This window comes from Streptomyces sp. SID3212, assembly GCF_009865405.1.
Lineage (GTDB): Bacteria > Actinomycetota > Actinomycetes > Streptomycetales > Streptomycetaceae > Streptomyces.
On the sequence record NZ_WWJY01000902.1, the window covers coordinates 1 to 25,373 of the forward strand.

The window sequence follows — 25,373 nt, forward strand, 5'->3', positions numbered from 1 at the left end:
GCGTCCAGCAGCCGCGCGCCGGGAACTCCTGCCAGCGCGTCGGCCAGCCGCCGGCGCAGCGTCGCGAGCCGCGCGGGGTCCGCCTGCGGAGAGTCCGGGCAGAGCAGCACGAGCAGCGGCACCGGCGACCGGCCGCACAACTGGGCCGCCCCGCCCGCGAATTCGTCCACCGTGCGCTCGGCGTCGTCTCCGAGCCAGTCCTCGAGCCGCAGCAGTACGACGTTGCAGCCGGCCGAGTTGCGGCCGCTGTCGCCCGCCGGGTCGAGCAACTGCTGGAAGACCTGGCCGTAGTCGGCGCGCACGACCTCAAGTCCGAGGTCGAGGCGTTCGGTCCAGGCCCGCAGTCCGTCCTCCAGCGGGTCCGTGGTGAAGGTCGCCGAGACCACGAGCCGCCCGGCGGCGGGTGGCGTCACGGCGTCGAACCGGTCGAGGAGCGTGACCTGCCCGGGCGTCGGCCCGGTGTCGAGGCCGGCCACCACGGCGGCGGCGACCTGTTCGGTGGCCAGGACGGTGTCGGGGCCGAGTACGGAGTCGGAGAACGCCGTGCGCATCCGCCCGGGCCGTACGACGGTGCAGCCGAGCCCCGGCCGTTCGGCCGCGGTCGCGCGCACCAGGCCTTCCAGGGCGAGCTTGGCGGTCACGTAGTGCGACCAGCCCGGTGGCGGGGACTCCACCCACGCGGTGGAGACGGCGACCAGACGGCCGGAGCCCTCCGCGAGGACGGGCAGGAGCGCCGCCAGCGGCACCCGGGCGAGTTCCAGTGCGTCGTGCAGGTAGTCGGCGGCGCGCCCGTCCGTCTCCGGTTCCAGGGTGAGCGCGGTGACCGGCGGGAACGCGTTGAGCACCAGGACGTCCAGGCGTCCCCGCTCGGCGAGGATCCGCTCCCTGGCGGCCTGTGCCCAGGACCGGTCGGCGGCGTCGCCGGGCAGCAGGTGCACCTGTTCGGCCTGCTCGCCGAGGGCGGCGCGGACCCGCGCGGCGTCGTCGGCGCTGCGGCGGTGGCCCAGGTAGACGGTGTAGCCCGCCAGGGCCAGGGCCTGCGTCAGGCTCGCGCCGAGCCCGCGGCTGCCACCGATCACCAGCGCGGTACGGCCGGTACCGGGGACGCCGGCCGGCAGCAGGTCGCGCAGGTGTGCGACGTCGGATTCGGGCACCGTCCGGCGGACCAGTGCCCGTACTTCGACGCGGCCGTGCCCGGGCAGCGCGCCCATCAGGTCGATCAGGCCGTAGCGGCCGTCGGCCTCGCGGACCTGGAGTTCACCGGCCGTCCCGGCGACGGAGTCGTCGAAGTGCACCGTGATTCCGGAGACCAGCGCGTCCCGGCCCGGTATCTCCATGCCCGCCAGATAGCTTGCCCAGCCCAGCAGCAGGGCGTGCCGGGGAGAGACACCGGCGGAGTCGGCACCGGTGGCCCTCAGCAGTTCGCGCCACCGGCCGACCTCGGCGGGGCAGCCGGCCTCCCGCCGTTCCCCCACGTGTGTCCGCTCGACGGACACGCTGTCGCATTCCGTACGCCGGGGTCCCGCGACGTCCGCCGGGGCGTCGCCGCGGGGCCTGCCCGGCACGGTCCGTACGGCGACATCCAGCAACAGACGGCTTCCGTCGGTCACCCGGACGCTGAAGCCGTCCTCGGTCCGCTCGGCGGAACGCCGGTAGGTCTGGCCCGGATAGGCGGGCGCGTGGAACCGCGCGGTGATCCCCGTGATGCGGCGTGGGGTCCGCCTGCCGGGCAGCGCGGCCAGCGCGTGCAGGGTGACCAGCGCGCCGTGGGCGATGGGAGCTCCGAAGGAGGTCCTGGACGCGTAACCGGCGTCGGTGTGCAGAGGGTTGACGTCACCGCTGGCGGCTGCGAAGCACCGCACGTCCTGCTCGGTGATACGGAACTCGGTCGCGGCCACCTGGGTCACCTCTCCGCGCCGACCGGCGCCGCTTCACGGATCTTCCGGACCAGCCCGGTGAGCACCTGGCCCGGGCCGACCTCGTGGAGCACGGGTTCGGGCCGCTCCAGCAGGAACCGCACGGTCTCGGTCCACCGCACCGGTGAGGTGAGCTGCCGGCGCAGTTCGTCGGCGAGCCGGTCGTCGGTGTGCGGGCGGGCGGTGGTGTTGGCCACGACCGGGATGCGCAGCGGGGCGAGGCGGTACCGCCGCAGGGCCGTGCCGAACTCCTCGGCCGCCGTGGCCATGTGCCGGGAGTGGAAGGCCCCGCTGACCTTGAGCGGGATCACGGCCTCCGCCCGTCCGCCCAGGGACCGGCTTGCCTCCCGTACGTCCGCCGCGGAGCCGGAGATGACGATCTGGGTGGGGGCGTTGAGGTTGGCGATGTCCACCTCGGGGTGCTCCCGGAGTGCTTCGCGCAGCGCCTCCTCGGTCAGGCCGATGACCGCCGCCATCGCGCCGGGCCCCGCCTTGGCCATCGCCTCGGCCCGGTGCCGGACCAGTTCGAGTCCGGTGAGGAAGTCGAAGGCGCCGGCGGCGAACAAGGCCACGTACTCGCCGAGGCTGTGTCCGGCGACGAAGTCGGGTACCTCACCGCTCTCCCGTACCTGGTCCAGGTAGCCCAGCGCGCCGACGACGTAGAGCGAACACTGGGTGTAGCGGGTGTCGGTGAGCTTGTCGGCGGGCGCGTCGAGGCAGAGCTCCTCGACCGAGTAGCCGAGCAGCGCGTCCGCCCGCCGCACCAGGTGCGGATAGCGGGGGAACAGGTCGCGTCCCATGCCCTGCCGGTGAGCGCCCTGGCCGGGGAAGAGATGGACGAGTGTCATGACGGTCACTCCGAGGGGTCGGTGAGCCGGTGGGTGGCCGGGGGACGGTGGACGGCCACGGTCATTTCGGGGCCAGCCGGGCCAGCCGGAGGTGGAGCAGCGTCGCGGCTTCGGCCATCAGCAGGTCGGCGAGTGTGTCCGGGTGGCGGGCGCGCCAGTTCTCCAGGGACGTACCGGCGACGAACCCGTTGAAAGCTCCCATGGCGGGTCCGCAGGCCACCTGGTAGTCCACCCGCCGCTCACTCGCGCCCGCCATCGCCAGCCGTGTGGAGTGCACGAAGTACCACTTGAAGACCAGGGCCATCCGGTGTTTGGGGTCACCTTCGGCGCGGGCCAGTTCGAGGGGGTCGCGGGTCGCGTAGTGAGCGGCGGTCTCCTGCCAGATCTCCTCGAAGCTACGCCTGAAGAAACGATCCTCCAGCTGACGACGGGTGGCGGCGTCGATGGCCTCCAGGGAGTCGTACCGCCGGTAGAGCTCGTAGAGCTTGTTGGCACGGGCGGGAAAGAGGAGCCCTCTGCCGAGCACCTGCGCCCTGGCACCGATCTCCAGCATGTCCCCGGCCGGGACCATGGTGGTGTCCTGCACACCGGCGGCCTGGAGAAGGTCCTTCACGTCGTCGGCGGTGCCCGCCTCCACCGTGCACTGGTTGATGCTGCCGGTCAGCACGAAGTCGGCACCCAGCAGGAAGACCGCGGCCACCGCCTCCGGCGTGCCTATGCCACCGGCCGCACCGACACACACCGTCCGCCCCCGCGCGGTACGGTCCCGCATGCGGACGATCTCGGGCAGCAGGGTGATGAGCTGCCGCTGGTCGGTGTGGCCGCCCGAGTCCCCCTCGACACACAGGTCGTCCGCCATCGGCACGTACGGCGCCAGCGCCGCCTCCTCCGCGCCGATGGCCGCCGAGGAGGCGAGCGAGGAGACCAGATGGGCCGGCGCGGACGTGAGGAACGCCCGGGCGGCCTCGGGCCGGGAGACCTTGCCCATCACGGAGTTCGGCACGACGACGGAGCCGTCGGGGGCCCGGTGCACACCGCTGAGCCGGTAGCGGACGAGGGCCGCGCTCGGCTGGACGAACGCGGCGGCCTCGACCCGCCGTACCCGCCGCGCGAGGAAGAGGTCGACCGCCCTCTCCTCGCGGCGCGGATCCTCGGGGTTGGCCAGCAGGTTCATGCCGTACGGGCCGTCCGGGCCCACGGCGGCGCGGATCCGCCCGATCGCCTCGTCGATGTGTTCCGGCCGCAGGCCCCCGGTGCCGAAGTAGCCGAGCAGGCCGGCCCGTCCCATCCGGCCGACGAGCGCCGCCGACGCGATGCCCTTGTACATCGAGCCGGAGACGTACGCGAGGCGCACACCGTGACGACGGCGGAACTCCGCGCTGCCGAGCGCCTCGGCGGGCTGCCGGACTCCGGCGGGTGCGAACCCGTCCAGGGTGGTCATGTCTCCCGTACTCCTCGGATAGGCACTGCGGTCGTGGGTCTGGCACCGCGCACGCACAGAGCGGCGCGGAAGCCCGCTGGGGCGTCGAGGCAGTGGCACGTCCAGAACTCCGGCGCGGGCACGGCGGCGCTCCGGCCCAGCGACGGCCGGGCGTCCCGCCAGGAGAAGTCCACCTCCGCGAACGGAAGGCGCAGTCCGACGCCCATGGCCTTGGCCAGGGCCTCCTTGAGGGCCCACAACTGGATGAACTCGGCCTGCCGCCGCTCCTCGGGCAGGGCGGCCAGCCTTCCGCGTTCGCCAGGGGAGAGGCAGTTGCGCGGCAATGCCCGGGGGTCGTCCGTCTCCCGCAGCCGTTCGATGTCCACCCCGACCCTCCGGCGCGCCGAGACGGCGACCACACAGGTGCCCGCCGAATGGGAGAGGCTGAACTCCCGTTCGTCGCCGAAGCGGCGGGCGATCCGGGGCTTGCCGTACCGCTCCTCGGTGAAGTCCCAGCTCCGCGGCGGTACCGACGTGCCTTCCGACAAGGAGTGCCTCAGCAGCCAGTGGGCGAGGACGTATTCGTTCCGGTCGGTCCGGCGCAGGAAGCGACTGGCCCGCTGTTGTTCCCGGTCGGAGAGCGACCGGAACCGTTCCCGGCCGGCCTCGTCGTCCACCGTCACCGGGAGCCGGGCGAGGCGCAGTACGACATCGGGTTCGGGGGACGGCAGCTTCTCGATCAGCCGCCGCGGACCGTCCCGGACCCCTGTCACGAGGCCTTGGCCGCGGCCTGTTCCTGAGCCGAGTAACTGGCCAGCAGCTCCGGGACCTCCCTGGCGATGAAGCCGAAGAGGTGCTGAGTACGGTCCAGGCGCTGACGCCGCTCCGCGTCCTCGTCCTTGAGGGTGTGCTGGGCGTCGCGCAGGATCCGGTCGAACTCCGGGATGTTGGCGAAGACTTCGAGGACGGCGTTGGGCCAGGACTCGCTGTTCATGTGAAGGGCGTACTCGTCGGTCCCCGGGATGTCCCTGCGGAGCACCACGTGGGCGGGCACGAGCTGGTCGGCGACCCGGTCGATCGCCTCACGGGTGGTGCCCAGGCGCTCCACCAGCTCGGCGGTCGTCTGCTCGGTCGGGTCACTGATGATCAGCCAGCCGATGACACGTCCGCGCTCGTGCGGCATGCCGTCGTTCTGCCAGTAGTAGTCGGCGACTCCGTTGACGATGATGCGCTCACCCTCGGTGAGGCCGGGCAGCTCTGCGTCTTCGCTTCCACCGGTCGGATCGGTACCCATGGGTGTCCGCCAATCTTGTCGGGCAGTCGGCCTGCATCGGTCGTGAAGACCTCTGGTCGGTGGCCCCATGCTGTCCGACGGACGTGAAGCAAACCTGCCAGGAATCTGTAATGGCTGATGACATACCCCTTGCCCGGCCCCTGGGCCGTGGCCGCCTACCGTGACGGCTCCGTCACGTGCTGAGATGAGCGGCGTGGTCCTGACAAGCTCCGCCATCTACCGGTGAAGGAACGGCTGTGTCTCATGCCATCGGTTTCAACCTGCTGGGAGCCATGACCGCGCATCAGGGGAACCGGCAGATCAGGCTCGGACCTGCGAAGCAGCAGTGTGTCCTGGCGGCCCTGCTGATCGACGCGAACCGGGTCATCCCCATGGACGCGCTGCTCGACCGTGTATGGCACGAGAACCTTCCGCCCACCGGCCGAGCGGTCCTGTACAGCTACGTCGCGCGCCTCCGCCAACTGCTGCACGCCGCCGGGCAGGGCGGTGAGCCGGCCGACGTGCCCGCCATCGTCCGCTCGTCGGGCGGCTACATGGCCCGTGTGTACCTGTCGCAGGTCGACCTGCACCGTTTCCGCAGCCTCGTCGTCTCCGCCCGTAGCTTCGCCTCCGATCCCGCGGCCGCCTGCGAGCGTTACCGGACCGCGCTGGGGCTCTGGCGTGGCGAACCACTGCCGGGCCTCACCGGCCCCTGGGTGGAGGCGGTGCGGGAGTCCCTCTCCGCCGAGCGGACGGCTGCGCTGATGGAATGCCACGCCGCGGAACTGCGCGCCGGACGGCATTTCACCCTGCTGCCGGAATTGGAAAACGTTGCCAAGGACCGCCCGCACGACGAGGTCTCGCTGCGGCACCTGATGACGGCTCTGCACCGCAGTGGCCGCAGCGCCGAGGCCGTGGCCCGCTACGACCGCACCCGCCGTCTGCTCTCCGAGGAGCTGGGCGTCGACCCGAGCCCGGCCACCCAGGAGCTGTACCAGGAGTTACTCCGGGCAACCGACACGCACACCCTCGACGGGGCCGGCGGCGCGGCGTCCCGCGAGCCGGCCGCCCGGCCGTGCCCGATCACCCGGCCCGCTCAATTACCCTCGCTCTGCCGCGCGTTCACCGGACGCGATCAGGAATTACGCTTTCTTGACGCTGTTCTGACGGCGTCGCCGTACGAATCCGGACAGTCCCGCACCGTGCTCCTGGAAGGGATGGCGGGCATCGGCAAGACCACCCTCGCCCTTCAGTGGTCGCACCGCGCCCGCGAGCGGTTCCCGGACGGGCAGCTGTACCTGGACCTGCACGGCAGTGATCCGCACCGGCCTCCGTTGTCCTCCTCGGCCGCCCTCCAGCGCTGCCTGCGGCACCTCGGCGTTCCCGCCTCGCTCATCCAGGGAGACGTGGACGAGGTCGCCGCGCTGTGGCGTTCGGTCGTCGCGGACCAGCGGCTGCTCCTGGTGCTCGACGACGCCGCCTCCGCCGACCAGGTCGAACCCCTGCTGCCCGGCGGCCGCGGCTGCGCCACCCTCATCACGAGCCGGGGACGCCTCGACCGTCTGGCGGTCCGCCACGACGTCCACCCGCTGACCGTGCCGAACCTGCCTCCCGACAAGGCCACCGACCTGCTGACGGCTCTCGTCGGACCGTCCCGCACCGACGCGGAACCCGAGGCCGCCGCTCTGCTGGCGGAGGCCTGCGGCGGGCTTCCCTACGCCTTTCAGGTGCTCGCCATCCGGTTGCAGCGCCGCCCCCGGGAGCCGCTGTCCGCCACGGTGGCCCAACTGGAGCGCACCTCTCCCCTGGACCTGCTCCGGACCGGTGCTTCCGGTTCCACCTCGGTCCGCGCCTTGCTGGACACGTCCTTCGAGGCCCTGCCCAGTGAGGCGCGGCGCGCCTTCCCCAGTCTGGGAACGCTGTCGGCCGCCCCCTTCCGGGCGGAGGAGTTCGCCGCGCGCGCGAAGTGCACGCCCTTGGAGGCGCAGGACATCCTCAGTGCGCTCGCCGAGGAGCACCTGCTGGACGACAGAGGTTCACACACGTACGCGGCCAGCGCACTGGTCCGCTCCTACGCGAGGACCGTGGGCCGCGCGGCCTCGTCGGCTCACCCGCCCTCGAACAACGAGGCCACCACGGTCGCGTGCCGTCAGGGGAGTTGACCCGCACGGTGTTCCGTACGGGCCTTGGCGGGCCCGGGCCTCCGGGTGGGTGAGATCCGCCGCGCAGCCGAACGTGGTGGTGCCCCTCGGTGACCGGCCGTCAGGCGGTCGTCAGGAAGACGCAGGCCGGGCCGACCAGCGGGACGAACGAGTGTGTTCATTCTTCGGCGATCCACTGGGCCAGGGCGATCAGGGTGTTTTCCGCGCTGTTCGCCATGTAGTCGCGCAGTGCTTCCAGGTCGCCGCGGGTGGTGCCCAGGACCGGGTCGAGGCGCAGGAGGCGCCAGGACTGTTCCACGACGGTCCCGCGTCCCTGGGGGCGGAGGGTCCAGCTCCATCGCACGATGCCGTCCTCGGCGCCGCCGACCACGAAGGTGAAGGCGGTGCCGGGGTCGGCTCGTACGATCTGGGAACGGGTCGTCCATCGCCTGCCGTCCTTGTGGTTGCGGCCGCTGAACCAGGCGCCGGCCCGGGGGCCGGCTCCCTCGTCGAAGGTGACGTCCGTCGCGTTCGGGCTCCAGCGGCCGATCGCGGACACGTCGCTGACCAAGTCGTACACCCGGGCCGGCGGGGCGTCGACCCAGGCGCGTCGGGTGAAGGCGAAGTCCGATGCCTCCAGGGGCTCGGACAGGTCGTGTTCGTCGGTGGTGGTGGTCACGGGATCCTCCTGGGTGGGTGGGTGCCGGAGAGTGGCGTACGGCCACGTCACCACCGGTGTCGTCGGGCAGCCACTCCCGCCGGTGCCTATCCACGCCAGGGGCAGGCTGTGCGTTCCGGGTCGGCCCATACTCGGAGCCATGAGCGGAAAAGTGCAGCTCGGGGACTTCTTGCAGACGCGGCGCTCCCAGCTGCGTCCTGAGGATCTCGGAGTGCCCACGTATGGAGAACGCCGGCGGGTGCCGGGCCTTCGGCGCGAGGAGCTGGCGCTGCTGGCGGGGGTGAGCGTCTCGTACTACACCCGGCTGGAACAGGGGCAGTCCCTGAACGCCTCGCCGCAGGTGCTGGACGCGATCGCCCGGGCTCTGCGGCTGGAGGAGGCGGAGCGCCTGCACCTGCACAACCTGGCCCGCCCGGCCGACGGGCCGGGCCGAGGCCGGCGGCCGGCGCCGGAGCGGGTGACGGCGGCGACCGGTCAGTTGCTGGAGGCACTGGCGGACGTCCCGGCGATCGTGATCGGCCGGCGCAGCGACGTCCTGGCGTGGAACCGGCTGGGCCACGCGCTGTTCGCCGGGCACCTGGACCCGGGCGCCCCGGACCGGCCGGCGGAGCGCCCCAACATGGCCCGGCTGGTGTTCCTCGACGCGCACACCCGTGACCTGTACGCGCACTGGCCGAGCAAGGCCAGGGCCGTGGTGGGGAACCTGCGCCTGGTGGCGGGCCGTCACCCCGACGACGCGGCCCTGCACGAGCTGGTCGGCGAACTGAGCGCGAAGAGCACGGACTTCGCCTCGATGTGGGCCGACCACCGCGTCAAGCCCTGCGCGGTGGACACGTACGAGATGCGTCATCCGCTCGTCGGACCGCTGACCGTCAGTCAGCAGACCCTGAGCCAGGGGCCGGGCCAGAACATCGTGGTCGCCACCACCGAGGCCGGATCGCCCTCACGTACCACACTGGCCCTGCTCGGCCAGACCCTCGCCCGGCCCGGCACCCAGGGCGACCCGGTACGACCGGGAGCGCGGGCCGAGGCGGGCTGACCCTCCGCACCACCACCGGGCTCCGGTCGGCCTACGCGGTCGCCGCCCCGTCCAGGCGCGCGTTCTGTGATCGGACGTTGCCCGGAATGACTTCCTGGCGCCCGCCCCGGGCCCAGGCCATCCCCCCTGTGCGTCGGCGTACCGCTGCCGCATGCCCGAAAACAGTGAAGGCATCATGTTCAAGAAGCTGTCCACGACCGCCACCACCGCCGCGATCCTGTCCGCGACCGTGATCGCGGCGACCGGTGCGGTACCGGCGTCGGCCGTCTCCGCGCTGCTGAGCAACCCCCGGATCGCCGCGCACTTCGACCTGGCCCAGGGCCAGATGCCGGAGAACATCGCCCTGGCCCCCGACGGGAGCGCGTACGTCACCTTCGCCGGCGCCCGCCAGCTCGCCCGCGTCTCCCCCGACGGGACCGTCCGCGTCCTGGCCACCCTGCCCGCGCCCGCCGACGGCGGTGTCGACACGCCGGTCCTGGGCTTCCCCCTGACCACCGGCGTCGTCCGGGCGCACGACGGCACCCTGTACTTCTTGTACGCCACCGGCACCGCCGACCTGACCGGTGTGTGGCGCCTGCGCCACGGCGGCACCCCGCGGCGCATCGCCGCGCTGCCCGCGGCCGGCCTGCCCAACGGCCTGGACCTGGACCGGAGGACCGGGACCCTCTACGCCACCGACTCCGTCCTCGGCACCGTCTGGAGCGTGCCGGTCGCCGGCGGGATCCCCACCGCGTGGTCCACGGCTCCCGAGCTGGCCTCCACCGGCTTCCTCGGGGCCAACGGCCTGAAGATCCACGACGGGGCGGTGTGGGTCACCAACCTCGACCGGGGCACGGTCCTCCGTATCTCCGTCCGGCGGGACGGGCGCGCCGGCACGGTCGGGGTCCGGGCCACCGGCCTGGCCGGGATCGACGACTTCGCCTTCACCGGCCGCGGCGACCGGATCCTGGCCGCCCTCAACGGCTCCAGCGAGGTCGCGCTCGTCCGGCCGGACGGCACCCACTCCGTCGTCCTGACCGCCGCCGACGGCCTCCAGAACCCCACCTCCGTCGCGCTGCGCGGCAACACCGTCCACGTCGGGAGCGCCGCGTACGTCACCGGCGAGGACCCCAACCTCGTCCTCGCCCACCTCGACGACTGACGCAACGGCCGGAACAGAACCGCATCTCAGGAGAACACCTTGCAGCGTACGAACCAGCTCACCCTCGGCGGTGTCACCCTCACCCGCGTCGAGGAGACGCACGGCCCGATCATGCCCGCCGACCAGTTCTTCCCCGACCTGCCCGAGCAGGCCTGGAAGGACCACCGCGAGTCCCTCGTGCCCGACCACCTGGGCGCCGACGACACCATGGTCCACGTGGCCATGCAGACCTGGCTGCTCCGCAGCGGCGGCCGGACCATCCTGGTCGACACCGGTGTCGGCAACAACAAGACCCGGCCCGCCGTCGCCGCGTGGGACCACCTCGATCTGGACTACCTGGGCAACCTGGCGCGTGCCGGGGTACGGCCCGAGGACGTCGACCTCGTCGTCAACACCCACCTCCACGTGGACCACGTCGGCTGGAACACCCGTCTGGTCGACGGCGCCTGGGTGCCGACGTTCACGAACGCCACCTATCTGATGCCCAGAGCGGACTTCGCGTTCTGGAACCCGGCGGACAACCCGTCCGTCGCCGGCGGGGTCAACGAGAACGTCTTCGAGGACAGCGTCGCCCCCGTGCACGCCGCGGGCCAGGTCCAGTTGTGGGAGGGAAGCCACACCATCGACGAACATCTGAGCCTGGAGGCGGCCCCCGGCCACACTCCGGGGTCCAGTGTCGTCAAGCTGATGTCCGGCGGCGAACGGGCCCTGCTGGCGGGTGACATGGTGCACACTCCGCTCCAGGTCGCACACCCGGACCACAACAGCTGCTTCTGCGAGGACCCGGCGCAGGCCCGTACCACCCGCCGCAGGCTGCTCGGCTGGGCCGCCGACGTCAACGCCCTCGTCCTGCCCGCCCACTTCAGCGGCCACAGCGCCCTGGAGGTCGAGAAGACGGGCAGCGGCTTCGCGATCAAGAAGTGGGCCCCGTTCACCCGGTACTGATCCCGGCTTCCACCCCGCCGCCGCTCCGGCCCACCCGGAGTGGCGGCCCCTACCGGAGCACACCAGCCCGGAGCACACCAACAGCGAGGAGAAGCGTGATGGCGCCCGCCGGTTCGGTCATGGTCACCACCACCTCAGGCCCGGTCCGCGGCCGTCGCGGCGAACACGGCACGGTGTTTCTCAATGTGCCGTACGCCGCTCCGCCTGTCGCCCAGGGACGTTTCGCGGCGCCGGGCCCTCATCCCGGGTGGACCGGGGTCCGTGACGCGACACGGCCGGGGCCGACCGCGCCCCAGCCCGTCCGGGACTCCTTCGGCAGCCTCGACATGTCGCCCTACTTCGGGCCCGGTTGGCAGCGCGGCGACGACTACCTCACCGTGAATGTCTGGGCCCCCGAGCCGGACGGACCGGCCCGGCCGGTCATGGTGTTCGTACACGGCGGAGGCTTTGTCGCCGGTTCGGGCCGGGCGCCGCTCTACGACGGAACGGCGTTCGCCCGCGACGGTGTGGTGCTGATCACCGTCAACTACCGGCTGGGCATCCCCGGTTTCCTCCACCTGCCGGACGCCCCGGACAACCGCGGCATGCTCGACGTCCTGGCCGCCCTGCGGTGGATACGGGAGAACGCCGCCCGCTTCGGCGGTGACCCCGGCAACGTCACCCTCTTCGGCCAGTCGGCCGGGGCCATCGTCGTGAGCGGTGTTCTCGCCGACCCGGCCTCGTCCGGCCTCCTGCGACGCGCGATCATCCAGAGCGGCACGGGCACCGGCGCCTTCACCCCCGGGCAGGCGGGCATCGTCACCGCCGCCGTGGGCCGCGCGCTGGGTCTCGTACCCACCGCCAGGTCTCTGGCCGACCTCCCCGACGAGCGCCTTGTCGCCGCCACGGCCGGCGTCACCGGGCTGGATCTGCGTACGTCCACCCATCACGACCCGCTCGGCGGCATCACCTCCTTCAGCCTGGTCGGCGAAGAACAGCCCGCCTGGGCGGTCGCCGCCGGCCGGGGAGGGGAGGTCGATCTGCTGATCGGCAGCAATCTGGACGAAGGCTCCCTGTATCTGGCCCCGCTGGGACTCCTGGCGGGCACCACCGACGCCGATGTCCGCGACACGGCGGCGAAGTTCCATGCCGATCCCGAGGAGGCGGTCCGCGCCTACCGGGCACAGCGCCCGTCCGCGACCACCGCCGAGCTGCGGACCGGGATTCTCGGTGACGGGCTGTTCCGGGCCGGCACCCGGCGCATGGCCGACGCACACGCGAAGGCCGGGACCGGGCGGACGTACCACTACGAGTTCGGCTGGCGCTCCGACGCGGTCGACGGGCGGCTGGGCGCCAGCCACGTCATGGAGTTGCCGTTCGTCTTCGACCGCCTGTCCCTGCCGTCGCTGCGCGGCCCTCGCGGGCTCCTCGGCACCGCCGAGCCGCCCGCCGCGCTCGCGTCACGTATGCACCGCGCGTGGATACGGTTCGCCGAGACCGGAGATCCCGGCTGGCCCGTCCACGAGCCTTCCGAGGGGTACGTCCAGCCCATCGGCCATGTCCCGCCCGTCGGCCTCGGCTGACCGGTGTCAACGGGCCGCCGTCTCGGGAGAGTTGCCGGTGTCCGCCACGTCCCGCGCCTGCGGGTCCTGCTTCTCCTGCCGCGCGGAGAGCGGTGCGGCGATGTCCTCCAGCGACTTGCCCTCGGCCGCGACGGCGAAGAACCAGGCCACGATCCCCGCCAGCACCATCAGTGTCGCGCCGACGCAGAACGCGGTCACCGCGTCGCTCACCACTCCGCTGTCGGTGAGTTCGGCGAACAGCAGCGGGCCGGAGATGCCGCCGGCGGCCGTACCGATCGCGTAGAAGAAGGCGATCGCCATGGCGCGGGTCTCCATCGGGAAGATCTCGCTGACGGTGAGATACGCGGAGCTGGCCCCGGCCGAGGCGAAGAAGAGGACCACGCCCCAACAGACCGTCATGGTGGTCGCGTTGAGCCAGCCGTTGCCGAACAGCCACGCGGTGACGAAGAGCAGGAGCCCGGACACGACATACGTACCCGCGATCATCGGCTTACGGCCCACCGTGTCGAACAGCCGGCCGAGGAGCAGCGGGCCGAGGAAGTTGCCGAAGGCGATGGCGGCGAAGAAGTACCCGGTCGAGCCGCTGGAGACGTCGAAGAACTTCACCAGGATCGAGCCGAAGCCGAAGGTGATCGCGTTGTACAGGAACGCCTGGCCGATGAAGAGGGAGAAGCCGAGCACGGCGCGCTTGGGGTACTCGCGGAAGAGCGTCCTGCCGATCTCGACGAAGCCGATCGAGCGCCGCTGCTCGATGGTGAGCGCCCCCGCCGGCTCGGGCAGCGGGCGACCGGTCTCCGCCTCGACCTCCTTCTCCACGCCGTCGACCAGGTCGTTCGCCTCGTCGGACTGTCCGTGGATGAACATCCAGCGGGGGCTCTCCGGCACGTGGCGCCGTACGAGGAGGATGACCAGGCCCAGGACCACTCCGAGGGCGAAGGTGAGCCGCCATCCCAGGTCCTTCGGGAAGATGTCGGTGTTCAGGGCGACCACGGAGAGCAGTGCGCCACCCATCGCGCCGAGCCAGTAGCTGCCGTTGATGATGAGGTCGACGCGGCCCCGGTACTTGCTGGGGATCAGTTCGTCGATGGCGGAGTTGATCGCCGCGTACTCGCCGCCGATGCCGAAGCCGGTGAGGAAGCGGAAGAGGAAGAACCACCAGACCGAGAACGACACGGCGGTGGCGGCGGTCGCCGCCAGATACACCGCGAGGGTGATGAGGAAGAGCTTCTTGCGTCCGTACCGGTCGGTGAGCCAGCCGAAGAAGAGGGCGCCGGCGCACGAGCCGGCGACGTACAACGCGGCGGCCAGGCCGGTGACCTGCGCGTCGGAGATCGGCAGGCCGCTGCCGTCCTCCGAGAGGCGGCTCGCGATGTTGCCGACGACGGTCACTTCGAGTCCGTCGAGGATCCATACGGTTCCCAGGCCGATCACGATCATCCAGTGCCAGCGCGACCACGGGAGCCGGTCGAGCCGCGCGGGAACCTTCGTGGTGACGGTCCCGGTGACCGCGTCTCCGGATGGGGTCATGTTCAGCCTCCTGCCTGACGGCGACCCCGGTCGCGCCCGGGGTGCCGCGTCCGGTTACCCGTGGCCGAAAGACACAAACGCGGGTGGGGTGCCCCGGCTCCGCGCGGCTGGGCAGGCGAAGGCGGAGTAGCCTGATGTGGGGGGAAAAGTCGTTCTTGAGCGGCACGCCCCGTGGCGGTGGTGTGCCGGTCCGCATACTCTCCGTGTGCCACGGCGCGCACCGTCTGGAGTGAGTGTGATGTCCCACCACCTCGATTCCCCCGCTGCCAGGGCCGATGCCCGGCTGAACATCTCGGATCTCTACGTGTTCCGGGGCGACCGGGGCACCGTTCTCGCGATGAACGTGTGTTCCGATTCCGCGGGCCCGGACGCACCCAAAGGCTTCCACCCGGAGGCCCGGTACGAATTCAAGATCGACAGTACGGGTGACGCCGTCGAGGACGTGTGCTTCCGCCTTCGTTTCGGGCCCGCGGACGCGGACGGTTCGCAGGCCGTGGAGCTGTGCCGTCTGGTGGGAGCGGAGGCGGCCGACGACACGGCGGAAGGCACCGTGCTCCTCACCGGGGCGACAGGGCGGACCCTCCGTACGCAGGGGGGTCTGCGGTTGTGGACGGGTCGGGCCGGTGACCCGTTCTGGATGAATCCGGAGGTGGTGGAAGCGGTCGGTCAGGCCTTCCAGCACGGCACCGACGTCGAACTGCCCACGCCGGATCCGGGAGAGGCGACCGAAGAGGTGACCAGCCTGTTCTCCGGGATGAAGGTACGGTCCATCGTGCTCGAACTGCCGGACGACGACCTGCTGCCCTTCACCCGCAACAGGGACATCGGCGTCTGGGGGGTCACCGCGCTGGCCACCGACGCGGGCGGCTGGCACCGCGTCAACCGGTGCGGCATCCCGATGGTCTCGCCGATCTTCGCGCAGTTCGACGACGAGCTGGCGGAGAAGCTGAACCAGACCCCGCCCGCCGACGACATCCACACGTTCGGCACGGAGATCACCGACCGGGTCGCCGCGGTGGTGGGCCTACGCGGCACCACGTCGGACCCGCACGGTTACGGTCTGGAGGTCGCGGACCGGATCCTCCCGGACATTCTCCCGTACACGATCGGCACTCCCGCGGTGTTCGGTTTCGCGGCCTTCAACGGCCGGGCGCTGAATGACAACGCGGGCGAGGTCATGTTCTCCCTCGCCACCGACAGCGCCCTGAGCATCGGTCTGACCAAGGACTCGGTCGACGCCCTTCCGACGCCGTTCTTCCCCTACGTGGCCGCCGCCTGACGCAGCGGCCCGGGAGCCGAGGCGCGCGCCGCCCCGTAGAGCGCTTTCGCGCCCTCCAGGGATCAGGACCGGTCCAGGACGACCATGATCATCGCGGCGACGACGGTGAGGACGGCGGCACCGAGCATCAGCGTCCGCGCCGCTGCCGCCGCTCTCGCGAAAGTCCCTCCCGCCGTCCCTGAACCACGGGTGGCGGAGGGCGCCGGCGTACTTCGCGGGCAGGTGCGCCTGCCGCAGAAGGGGCAGCCGGGACGGGAACGCCGGACGGCCGGGGGCTCCGTCCAGTACGCGCCCAGCAGCGCGGCTCCTGAACCCTCTCCCCCGCCGGACAGACCGCACATCTCCATGCCCGGTCCAACGACGCAGCCGTCGGCCGGCGTCGGCGTCACCGCGTCCCGCAACCGAATCGACACACGCCGGGTCCCGTCGGTCATGACGGAGCCCGGCGTGTGTCCGGAGTGAGGAGCCGTCAGATCGCCGCGATACGGAGTCTGATCGTGCGGGACTCCGGGCGCAGGGAGAATTCAGGCCACACGTCCGGGCCGCAGGCGCGGGAGCCCAGGCCGTGTTGGGCCGCGTCGATGATCAGGTACGTCGTCGACGAGTCCGGGAGCTCGTAGGGGTGCGCCGCCCGGGTGATCTGTTGCGGGGTGTGGCGGCTGAGGGTGAAGCCGGGGCGGCGGCCCCGGGTGTCGGGGAGGGTGGTGACGCGCAGGATCCCGGTGTCGGCGCTCGTCAGGGTCAACCGGCGCAGTGCGGACCGGTGTCCGGTCTCCTGCGGGCGCGCGTACTGGACGGAGAGGTCGCGCAGGGGGGAGGAGAAGCGGCCGGTCCGGGCCGCGCGCAGGCTGTCGGGGTAGGACTCGAGCGGGCCGAGACCGAACCAGTCGGCGCCGTCGACGGGAGCCGTACCGTCAGGCAGGTCGAACCGTATGCCGATGCGCGGCCAGACCGTGGGCCAGCCGGTCGACGGGCCGGTCTCGACGCGGAGTTCGAGTACGCCGTCCTCCAGGGACCAGACGGATTCCACCATCACCGACAGGGCGGAGTTGGCCGCCGAGACCTTGTCGAGGGTGCGCAGGGCGTCCGGGGTACGTTCCACCTCGACGCGCCGGGTGGTGAGGCGGTCGAGTCCGTGGCCGCGCCACAGGTCCGCGTGGGAGATTCCGGCGACACTCGCGTCGCTCTCCTCTACCTCTCCGGAGGTGCCTTCGTCGTTGTCGGTCGGGGCACGGAACAGTTCCAGTCGCGGGCCCGTCACCGGGCGCCCGGCGAGGCGCGTCAGGGAGCCGCCGGTGAACTCGGCGATGCCGAGTGCCAGCGTCCCGTCGCTCGGCCGCCAGTCGGTCCGGGGGCGGACCGGGGGGACGGGGCGGGGCACCGTACGGTCCAGTTGCGCGGTCGCGAGCACGTGCCCCTCGTTCGCCCAGGCGGTTTCGGCCGCCAGGGCCGCGTCGAGGGTGAGCCACGTTTCCGCGTCCTGGGACAACGGGACCGGCGGGAGGGGTACGCGCGCCGATCCGCCGGCCGGGATCACGGGGGTCTCCAGATGTCCCGAGGCGGCAGGCGTTCCGTCGTGTTCGACGCGCCAGGAGAAGCGCAGGTCGGAGGTGTCCGCGGAGTGGCGCAGGTTGGTGATCTCCACATGGCCGGCCCCCTCGTCGTCCGCGTCGCCCGCGCCGAAGGTGAAGCGGATCGGCTGCACGACGGCCTTGAACTCGTACAGGCTCGGGGTGGGGACGTCGTCACTGAGCAGCATGCCGTCCATCACGAAGTTGCCGTCGTGGACGACCTCGCCGAAGTCACCGCCGTACGCGAAGTACGGCGTGCCGTCCGGGGTGGTCGTCGCGATCCCGTGGTCGCGCCATTCCCAGACGAAGCCGCCGTGCAGGCGCGGGTGCCGGTGTGTCAGCGCCTCGTACTGGTCGAGCGCCCCGGGTCCGTTGCCCATCGCGTGCGCGTACTCGCAGAGCAGGAACGGCTTGGTGCGCTGCCGGGCGCCCTGGGCCGGGGTGCAGTCGAGCAGCGGCGCGCGTGAGCCGTCGGTGCCGATCTGCTCGGTCTCCAGCACCGAGGAGTACATGCGTGAGTAGAGGTCGGTGTATTCGCCGGTGTGGTCGCCCTCGTAGTGGACGGGCCGTCCGGCGTCGCGGGCGTGGACCCAGGCCGACATCGCGGCGAGGTTGCCGCCGGTCCCGGCTTCGTTGCCGAGCGACCAGATCACCACGCTGGGGTGGTTCTTGTCCCGTTCGACGGTGCGCCGGATGCGGTCGAGGTACGCCTCGCGCCACGCCGGGTCGTCGCTCGGGTTGCCGGTCCAGCCGGTCTGGTCGAAGCCGTGTGTCTCCAGGTCGCATTCGAGGACGACCCAGAATCCGAGTTCGTCGGCGAGGTCGAGCAGCCGGGGGTGCGGCGGGTAGTGGCTGGTGCGGATCGCGTTCACGTTGAACCGCTTCATCCGGGCCAGGTCCTCGCGGGCGTGCTCCTCGTCGAAGACGCGGCCACGCTCGGGGTGCGTCTCGTGGCGGTTCATCCCGTGGAAGACGACACGGCGGCCGTTGACCAGGAACCGGTCGCCGCGGATCTCGACCGTACGGAACCCGATCCGCAGGGCAATGGTCTCGGCGGCGCTCGACACGGTGACGTCGTACAGTCGGGGGTGCTCGGCCGACCAGGGCTCCACGGCGCCGAGGTCGAACGGGGTCACGTCGGCCGGGGTCTCCCAGACGCGCTCGACGCCCAGTTCCGGCAGGCGGAGGGTGACGGGGAAGGCCGCCGCGCCGGCGGTGACCTCCGGTTCGATCCTGCCGTGCCCGTCGTCGAAGCCGGTCCGCAGCCAGACGTCCTCGACGCCGCCGGCCGGGCGGGCGAGCAGGGTGACGTCCCGGAAGATGCCCGGCAGCCACCACTGGTCCTGGTCCTCGACGTAGCTGGCCGCCGACCACTGGTGCACGCGTACGGCGACGACGTTGTCGCCGGTGCGTACGGACGAGGTCACGTCGAACTCGTGGGCGAGCCGGCTCCCGCCGGCGCCGCCGATCTCCTCGCCGTTGACCCAGAGCCGGAACAACGACTCGACGCCGTCGAACCGGAGGACCACCCGCTCGGCCTCCGCCCACGCGGCGGGGATCTCGATGTGGCGGCGGTAGTCGCCGGTGGGATTCTCGTCCGGGACGTGGGGCGGGTCGATCGGGAACGGGAACTGCACATTCGTGTAGATCGGCCGGCCGTACGCCCCGTCGCCCTGGAGCACCCAGTGCGAGGGCACCGGGAGGTCGTCCCAGCCGTGGTCGTCGAAGCCTTCGGCCGCGAAGTCCTCCGCCACCGACGCCGTGGGCGACAGCCGGAACCGCCACGGTCCGTTCAGGGAGAGGGAGGGGGCGTCGGAGTGGAGCCACGAGCGCGCCGCACGCAGCGCGCCGCGCCCTGGCGCGGTGTCCGATACATACCCGGAATGGGGGGAGGGCACGAGGTCACAACTTTCTCGATGGCGGAAGGACGGGTGGCGGCGTCCCCCGGTCGTGGCGCCCGGGGCCCGGTGGACCCCGGGCACCCGGCCGGCGGTGCGCCCCTTTCGTACGGATACGGGTACGGGTGTCTAGCGGACGACAACCGTGCGGATCTCCCACGGGCCGAGGGCGAGGTCGAGTCCGTCCGCGGCCGGTGTCGTGGCGAGCGGGCGGCCGAGCAGGTCGACGGTGGTGGCCTCGGTGAAGGCGCCTGTCACCCGGGCGTCCGCTCCGGTGTCGCTCATGGCGACCAGCCGTACCTCGGTGCCGGTGCCGCCGTCCTCGGTGGTGACGCGGCGGACGGCCGAGACGGAGACGTCCGTACCGTCGACCCGGATGCCGGTGGCGTCGGGGGGCAGCCGGTCCCCGGCGGGCGCGGTGCCGCGGGTGACGAGCACGTCGTTACGGAAGAGGTCCGCGAGGGCGACCGCGTTCGCCTGCCGCCAGCCGGCCGCCGGGGGCAGGACGGCGAAACGGTTCTCGATGCGCATGCCGAGATCCTGCGCGCCCGGTGCGGCGATCTCGGTCGCGGCGGGTTCGTCGCGGAACGGATGGATGTTGACGCTGATCGAGCCGATCGCGCGCAGGAGGGTGACGGCGAGTTCGGAGCCTTCGCCGACCACTTCGTACTCGGAGGTGTGGTCGAGCAGGACGTGGGCGGTGCCGGCCGAGACGAAGGACTCGGCGGGGAAGGTCGGGATCGGGTGTTCGCCCCAGCCTCCCTCGGCGGTGAGCCCGCGCGGGGTGACGGCGAACTGGCCGGCGGAGGCGGACCCGGTCACCGGCTCGGGCAGGGGTACGTGGAAGCGCAGCCGGTGGTCGGCGGAGCGGTTCAGGAACGAGGTGGAGACCCGTACGAACGGCTCGCCCACCCGTACCTCCACCAGGGTTTCCACCGAGGTCGGTACGGTCTCGGCGCTGCGTACGTCGCGGTCGGAGGAGAGCGCGGCGGGCCACGCGTAGACGCGGGTGACCCGGGTCCTCGACCGCAGCGGGCCGTTCTCCAGGACCTCGACGGCGACCTCGGTGGGCTCCGACACGAGCACGTCCCGGGCGGGCGGCCCGTAGTTGTAGCTGTCTCCCCGGTCCCCGCCGTCGACCAGGCGGCCGACACCGCGCAGGACGGAACCGTCGGCCCCGGTCACGTCCAGGGTGCCGTCGGCGGCGACGGCGACCTCGACCAGGCCGTTCGCCAGGGTGCGCTCCGTCGCGGTCGCGGGGACGAACTCCGCCGGCAGGACGGGAGTCCGGTCGGTGGGTCCGACCCGGAAGCTCGCGAGGCCGGAGGCGGGGACGTCCACCAGCGCGAGCGCGGTCGCGCGGGGCTCCTCCAGGGTCAGGACCCGCCACTCCCCCGGGTGCGCGGTGGCCGCCTCGGCGACCTTCCCGCGCAGGATCATCAGGTCGAAGGGGCCGCTGGAGGGCACCTCGGCGAGGTGGAAGACCAGGGATCCCGGGGTGAGTTCGTACGTGTCGATCAGCCGGCCGAACAGTTCGCGGCGGTGGATGCGCCGGAGCACCCGTTCGAGCTGGGAGGCGTCCATGCGCTCGTCGCTGAGCACGGTCGGGGCCTGGGAGATGAGCTGGACGGGGCGTACGGAGCCGTCGGCGGCGGTCGCGGCCAGCACCTGTCCTCCGGGCGGGGCGACGACGTCCACCTCGACCGCGGCGGTACGGGCGAACGGCAGCGGGTTGGCGACCAGATGGCCGTCGCTCGGCACCAGGGCGGCGGCCTCGGCGAGGGCGGCGTCCCGCACGGCCCGCGCGGTCTGCGCGGCCTCGGCGAGCCGCGCGTCCACCTGGTCGCAGGTCTCGTCGGTGCCTGAGCCGACGACGGAGTCGTGCGCGGCCGACTCGATGATCTTGTGCCAGGCGAGCGAGAGGAACGGCGTGTCGTCGCGCCGGGACCACAGGGCGTTCATCCGCTCGGCGTGGTCGACGGTGCGCTCGGCCACGGCCATGCGCTGCTTGAGCCCGAGGCGTACGGAGAGCACCCCGGGGAGGATGTTGCCCCGCACGTGGCTGCGGAGTTCGCCGGTGACGACGGCGGAGACCTCGTCGCGGGCGTGCGTACGGATGTACTCGTCGAGCGTCGCGATGGTGATGGAGCGCTCGTCGCTCGACGCGCGCCGGAGCCAGGCCGCGAGTCGCGGGTCGGGCGCGTTGTGGTCGGTGCCGGCCATCGCGAGCACCGGGTCGTTGCCCCAGCGGTCGGCGGTCATCTCCGCGTACTGGCCCAGGGCCCGGCCGATCTCGTCGGGCACCAGCAGGACGTCGAGGCCGTTGTCGTACCCGTCGAAGAGGAACTCGGTGCGCACCTCGGAGCCGTCGGGGGCGCGCCAGCGGAAGGCGTGGCCCTCGACGGAGCCGGGGACGCCGCGCCACAGGGCGGCGTGCTCGATTCCGGCGCGGGCCAGGATCTGCGGCATCTGCGCGATGTGGCCGAACATGTCGGGCAGATAGCCGAGGGGCATCGACCCGCCGAGTTCCGCCGCCGCGGCCCAGCCCATCCGGAGATTGCGTACGACGGTCTCGCCGGAGCAGAGGAACTCGTCGAGGAGGATGAGCCACGGGCCGACGGCGAGTTGGCCGCCGGAGACCAGCGCCGCGAGCCGGTCGCGGTTCTCGGGCCGCATCTCCAGGTAGTCCTCGATCGCGGCCATCTGCCCGTCGACGGTGAACCGGAAGTCCGGGTTCGCCTCGGCCGTCTCCAGCACGGTGTCGAGAGCGGCCACGAGCCGGTGCCGGAAGACCTGGAAGGGCTCGTACCATTCCCGGTCCCAGTGGAAATGGGGCACGAACACGGCGGAATTCTGCATGGGTCAGGGACCTTCTGTCGGCGGGGTGCGGAGAGAGGGGTGCGTCGGGGCGTGGCGGGTGGCCGGGCTACGCCGTCACTTCAGGGAGCCGGTGGCGAGCCCGGTGCGCCAGAACCTCTGGAGGAGGATGAAGACGATGATCACGGGCACGATCGAGACCAGCGAGCCGGTGATCACGGACTGCTGGAGGAGCGGCGCCCTGGCGGTCTGGCCGTTCCAGGTGTAGAGGCCGAGGGTGACCGGGAAGAGCGACTCCTTCTGGAGCATCACCATCGGCAGGAAGAAGTTGTTCCAGATGGCGACGAACTGGAAGAGGAAGATCGTCACCAGGGACGGTGCCATCAGCCGGGAGGCGACGGAGAAGAACGTACGGAACTCTCCCGCCCCGTCGAGGCGCGCCGACTCCAGGAGTTCCTGGGGTACGGAGGCGGAGGCGAAGATGCGGGCCAGGTAGACGCCGAACGGGCTGACGATGCTCGGCAGGAACACGGCCCAGTAGGTGTTGACGATCCCGGTCGCCGAGAACAGCAGGAACAGCGGGAGCGCGAGCGCGGTGGTGGGGACCAGGACGCCGCCGAGGATGACGGAGAAGAGGAACTCCCGGCCGCGGAACTGGAACTTGGCGAGCGCGTAGCCGCACAGGGCGGAGACCAGGGTGCCGACGGCCGCGCCGAGCACCGCGTAGATCACACTGTTCAGGGCCCACTGGAGGAAGATGCCGTCGCTGCGGGTGAACAGGGTGTGCAGGTTGCTGAACAGGTTGAAGTGGGAGAAGGCCAGGCCGTTGGTGGAGGCCAGGTCTCCTTGCGGTTTGGTCGCCGCGACGATCAGGAAGTAGACCGGCAGCAGGAAGTAGATGGTCAGGAGGACCATCACGGCCATCACCGCGGTGCGGCTCGCCCTGCTCTCGCGGACGGTGGGTTTGTCGCTCACGATCAGGTTGTTCACAGTCCGGCCCTCTTCGACGTCAGCCGCATGAACCCGAAGCTCAAGACGAAGGTGATGAGGGCGATGACCACGGAGATCGCCGCCGCCTGCTGGTAGTTGTTCCCCGAGGCCACCGCGTACGCGAGCATGTTCGGGGTGTAGGTGCTGGAGATGTTCGAGGAGATCTGGCGCAGCACGGCCGGCTCGGCGTAGAGCTGGAGTGTGCCGATGATCGAGAAGACCGTGGTGAGGACGATCGAGGGGGCGATCATGGGGACCTTGATCTGCCAGGCGATGGCCCAGTTGCTCGCGCCGTCGAGCTTGGCGGCCTCGTACAGCTCCTGCGGGATCGCTTGCAGGGCCGAGTACATGATCAGCATGTTGTAGCCGGTCCACAGCCAGGTGGAGATGTTCGCCGCCGACCACAGCACGGCGCCGGGACCGAGGAAGTCGGGGTGGAGCCCGATGCCGTTCAGCAGGTCGACCACGGGGCTGAGCTGCGGGGAGTAGAGGTACGACCACATGATCGCGGCGATGACGCCGGGGACCGCGTACGGCATGAACACCGCGATGCGGAAGAACGACTTGAGCTTCAGCAGCGGGGTGTCGAGCAGCAGCGCCATGATCAGGGCGACGAACAGCATGACCGGCACCTGCACGATGCCGAAGAGCCCGATGCGCCCGACGCTGGACCAGAACTCGGTGTTCTCGAAGACGTGCGCGTACTGCTGGAAGCCGCCGAAGGTCGTGTACGACGTGCCGTACTGGCCGCCGGAGCGGCGTACGACCCGGAAGCTCTGCCAGATCGCGTACCCGACCGGCACCAGGTAGAAGAGCACGAACGGGAGGAAGAACGGGGTCAGGAACGCGGTGATGACGCCCGCCCGGGGCCCGCCGCCGCCTGGACGGCGGCGGGAGCCTCGGGGCGCCGCCACCACGCGTATCACGCGGGTTTCGGTGTCGGTCATGCTGCGGTCACTTGCCTGCCTGGGCGGGGATGGCCAGGTCCTTCATCGATTTGAGGGCGGTCGCCTGGGCGGTCTTGAGCGCGTCGGCGAGGGTGCCCTGGCCGGCGGCGGCCTTGGCCATCGCGTCCTGGAGGCTCAGGTTGACCGTCTTCTGGGTGGGGCCCCAGGTGAAGCTGGTGTCGATGTTCTTGGACGACTCGGCGAAGACGTCGAAGATCTTCTGGTTGTCGTAGTACGGCACGCCCTGGGAGAGCTGGGGGAGTCCGGTGCCGACGGGGGACGCCGAGTAGAGGCCGCCGAGCTTGTTCTCCAGTGCGAGGGCTTCCGGGTCGGTGTTCAGCCAGGTGTTGAACTTGACCGACTCGTACAGGTGCTTGCTGCCCTTCATGAACGCGACGGTGGAGCCGCCCCAGTCGCCGGACGCGGCGTTGGTGCCCCAGGTCGGCATCGGGACGATCGTCCACTTGCCCGCCTGCTTGGGCAGGTTGTCGCGGAACATGCTGTAGCCCCAGGCGGCGCCGACATAGCTGGCGATCTGGTTCTGCTGGTACGCCGCGTACATCTGGGTCGAGCCGTTGGCGAGGTCGGTGCGGACGAGCTTGTCGTCGATCATCTTCTGCCAGTAGTCGGCGACCTGCTTGCTCTGCGGGGAATCGACGGTGACGTGCCACTTGTCGCCGGAGTACGAGTACATCTCCGCGCTGTTCTGCCAGAGCAGGCCGTTGAACCACTCGGCGTTGTTCGGGTCGAAGAACGTCATGGTGAGCTTGGGGTCGGCGGCGTGCAGCTTCTTCGCCTCCGCCGCGTACTCGTCCCAGGTCTTCGGTATCGCGAGGCCGTGCTGCTTGAAGATGTCGCTGCGCACGTAGAGGGCCATCGGGCCGGTGTCCTGCGGGAGGGCGAAGACGCCGGTCCCCGCGAAGCTGGTCTGCGACCAGGTCCAGGGGACGAACTTCGACTTGGCGGCGGTGGCCGCGGAGCAGGCCGACGCGTCCACGAAGGCGTTCTGGGTGCGCAGGTTGGGAAGCTCGTCGTAGCCGACCTGGGCGAGGTCCGGCGCCTTGCCCGCCTTGAGGGCGTTGCTGATCGTGCCGTACTGGTCGTTGGAGATGTTCTTCGTCTGGACCTGGATGTCAGGGTTCTGCTTGTTCCACAGAGCGACGACCTCGTCCATGCCGGGAACGGTGTTCCAGTACTGGAGGGTGACCTTGCCCTTCGCGGGCTCGCAGGACGCGGCGGCGGAGGAGCTGTCCGGCTGGTCGGAGGACGAACAGCCGGCCAGCAGGGCGATGCCCGCGGCCGCTGCGACGGCGGCCAGGCGGACGCGCGAGGCGGTGTTTCTCATGATTTCCTTCCAGAGTGTCCAGCTCCAGCGCTGGA

The 25,373-nt window shown here is 71.3% G+C and carries 19 protein-coding genes; 6 read left to right on the top strand and 13 right to left on the bottom strand.

All coding sequences use genetic code 11. The features are described from left to right. The 5 genes from GT042_RS40185 to GT042_RS26920 form a co-directional block, all read right to left on the bottom strand. The coding region (locus tag GT042_RS40185; protein ID WP_161311315.1) for an SDR family NAD(P)-dependent oxidoreductase at nucleotides 1-1,898 on the bottom strand (1,898 nt) is incomplete at its 3' end. Nucleotides 1,899-1,903: 5 nt separating this feature from the next. Continuing rightward, on the bottom strand, nucleotides 1,904-2,764 hold the full coding sequence (gene fabD / locus GT042_RS26905; RefSeq protein WP_161311316.1) for an ACP S-malonyltransferase: 861 nt from the start codon (nucleotides 2,762-2,764) through the stop codon (nucleotides 1,904-1,906). A 61-nt stretch (nucleotides 2,765-2,825) separates the two neighbouring features. After that, nucleotides 2,826-4,205, bottom strand: a complete 1,380-nt coding sequence (locus GT042_RS26910) for a PfaD family polyunsaturated fatty acid/polyketide biosynthesis protein (protein ID WP_161311317.1) — start codon at nucleotides 4,203-4,205, stop codon at nucleotides 2,826-2,828. After that, nucleotides 4,202-4,957, bottom strand: a complete 756-nt coding sequence (locus GT042_RS39920; RefSeq protein ID WP_161311318.1) for a 4'-phosphopantetheinyl transferase superfamily protein — start codon at nucleotides 4,955-4,957, stop codon at nucleotides 4,202-4,204. Before GT042_RS39920 ends, GT042_RS26910 begins: the two co-directional genes overlap by 4 nt. Continuing rightward, the gene (locus tag GT042_RS26920; RefSeq protein WP_161311319.1) at nucleotides 4,954-5,478 is read right to left on the bottom strand and encodes a hypothetical protein; all 525 of its coding nucleotides are present in this window, start codon (nucleotides 5,476-5,478) and stop codon (nucleotides 4,954-4,956) included. The genes GT042_RS39920 and GT042_RS26920 overlap by 4 nt, the downstream gene beginning before the upstream one ends. 236 nt (nucleotides 5,479-5,714) lie before the next feature. Here GT042_RS26920 and GT042_RS26925 point away from each other — a divergent pair, with 236 nt between their 5' ends. Next, nucleotides 5,715-7,619: a BTAD domain-containing putative transcriptional regulator gene (locus tag GT042_RS26925; protein ID WP_161311320.1), complete on the top strand. Its 1,905-nt coding sequence runs from the start codon at nucleotides 5,715-5,717 to the stop codon at nucleotides 7,617-7,619. A gap of 157 nt (nucleotides 7,620-7,776) precedes the next feature. Here GT042_RS26925 and GT042_RS26930 read toward each other — a convergent pair whose 3' ends face one another. Beyond that, entirely contained in the window at nucleotides 7,777-8,277 is a 501-nt protein-coding gene (locus GT042_RS26930) for an SRPBCC family protein (protein WP_161311321.1), read from the bottom strand. Nucleotides 8,278-8,416: 139 nt separating this feature from the next. Here GT042_RS26930 and GT042_RS26935 point away from each other — a divergent pair, with 139 nt between their 5' ends. The 4 genes from GT042_RS26935 to GT042_RS26950 all read left to right on the top strand — a co-directional run bounded on the left by GT042_RS26935 (nucleotide 8,417) and on the right by GT042_RS26950 (nucleotide 12,964). Then, nucleotides 8,417-9,316, top strand: a complete 900-nt coding sequence (locus GT042_RS26935; RefSeq protein WP_161311322.1) for a helix-turn-helix transcriptional regulator — start codon at nucleotides 8,417-8,419, stop codon at nucleotides 9,314-9,316. Between the two features lie 175 nt (nucleotides 9,317-9,491). Then, a complete protein-coding gene (locus GT042_RS26940; protein ID WP_161311339.1) occupies nucleotides 9,492-10,457 on the top strand; it encodes an SMP-30/gluconolactonase/LRE family protein in 966 nt (321 codons plus the stop codon). A 39-nt stretch (nucleotides 10,458-10,496) separates the two neighbouring features. Further along, on the top strand, nucleotides 10,497-11,402 hold the full coding sequence (locus GT042_RS26945) for an MBL fold metallo-hydrolase (protein WP_237531223.1): 906 nt from the start codon (nucleotides 10,497-10,499) through the stop codon (nucleotides 11,400-11,402). 98 nt (nucleotides 11,403-11,500) lie between these two features. Next, entirely contained in the window at nucleotides 11,501-12,964 is a 1,464-nt protein-coding gene (locus GT042_RS26950) for a carboxylesterase family protein (RefSeq protein WP_161311323.1), read from the top strand. Between the two features lie 6 nt (nucleotides 12,965-12,970). Here GT042_RS26950 and GT042_RS26955 read toward each other — a convergent pair whose 3' ends face one another. Then, complete coding sequence (locus GT042_RS26955; protein ID WP_161311324.1) at nucleotides 12,971-14,491, bottom strand: MFS transporter; 1,521 nt, start codon at nucleotides 14,489-14,491, stop codon at nucleotides 12,971-12,973. Between the two features lie 238 nt (nucleotides 14,492-14,729). Between GT042_RS26955 and GT042_RS26960 the strand changes: the two genes are divergently transcribed. Continuing rightward, nucleotides 14,730-15,770 carry a DUF4331 family protein gene (locus GT042_RS26960; protein WP_161311325.1) on the top strand — a complete coding sequence of 347 codons (1,041 nt, stop codon included), beginning with the start codon at nucleotides 14,730-14,732 and terminating at the stop codon, nucleotides 15,768-15,770. A gap of 62 nt (nucleotides 15,771-15,832) precedes the next feature. Here the strand turns inward: GT042_RS26960 and GT042_RS26965 are convergent, their stop codons facing one another. The 6 genes from GT042_RS26965 to GT042_RS26990 form a co-directional block, all read right to left on the bottom strand. Next, nucleotides 15,833-16,183: a hypothetical protein gene (locus GT042_RS26965; RefSeq protein ID WP_161311326.1), complete on the bottom strand. Its 351-nt coding sequence runs from the start codon at nucleotides 16,181-16,183 to the stop codon at nucleotides 15,833-15,835. 56 nt (nucleotides 16,184-16,239) lie between these two features. Next, the gene (locus tag GT042_RS26970; RefSeq protein ID WP_161311327.1) at nucleotides 16,240-19,239 is read right to left on the bottom strand and encodes a glycoside hydrolase family 2 TIM barrel-domain containing protein; all 3,000 of its coding nucleotides are present in this window, start codon (nucleotides 19,237-19,239) and stop codon (nucleotides 16,240-16,242) included. Between the two features lie 129 nt (nucleotides 19,240-19,368). Next, nucleotides 19,369-22,098 carry an alpha-mannosidase gene (locus GT042_RS26975; protein ID WP_161311328.1) on the bottom strand — a complete coding sequence of 910 codons (2,730 nt, stop codon included), beginning with the start codon at nucleotides 22,096-22,098 and terminating at the stop codon, nucleotides 19,369-19,371. A 75-nt stretch (nucleotides 22,099-22,173) separates the two neighbouring features. After that, nucleotides 22,174-22,980, bottom strand: a complete 807-nt coding sequence (locus GT042_RS26980; RefSeq protein ID WP_202533929.1) for a carbohydrate ABC transporter permease — start codon at nucleotides 22,978-22,980, stop codon at nucleotides 22,174-22,176. A 62-nt stretch (nucleotides 22,981-23,042) separates the two neighbouring features. After that, nucleotides 23,043-23,993 (bottom strand): sugar ABC transporter permease, encoded by a 951-nt coding sequence (locus GT042_RS26985; protein ID WP_161311330.1) that lies wholly within the window; start codon nucleotides 23,991-23,993, stop codon nucleotides 23,043-23,045. 7 nt (nucleotides 23,994-24,000) lie between these two features. Then, nucleotides 24,001-25,338: an extracellular solute-binding protein gene (locus GT042_RS26990; protein ID WP_161311331.1), complete on the bottom strand. Its 1,338-nt coding sequence runs from the start codon at nucleotides 25,336-25,338 to the stop codon at nucleotides 24,001-24,003. Nucleotides 25,339-25,373 lie beyond the last annotated feature (35 nt).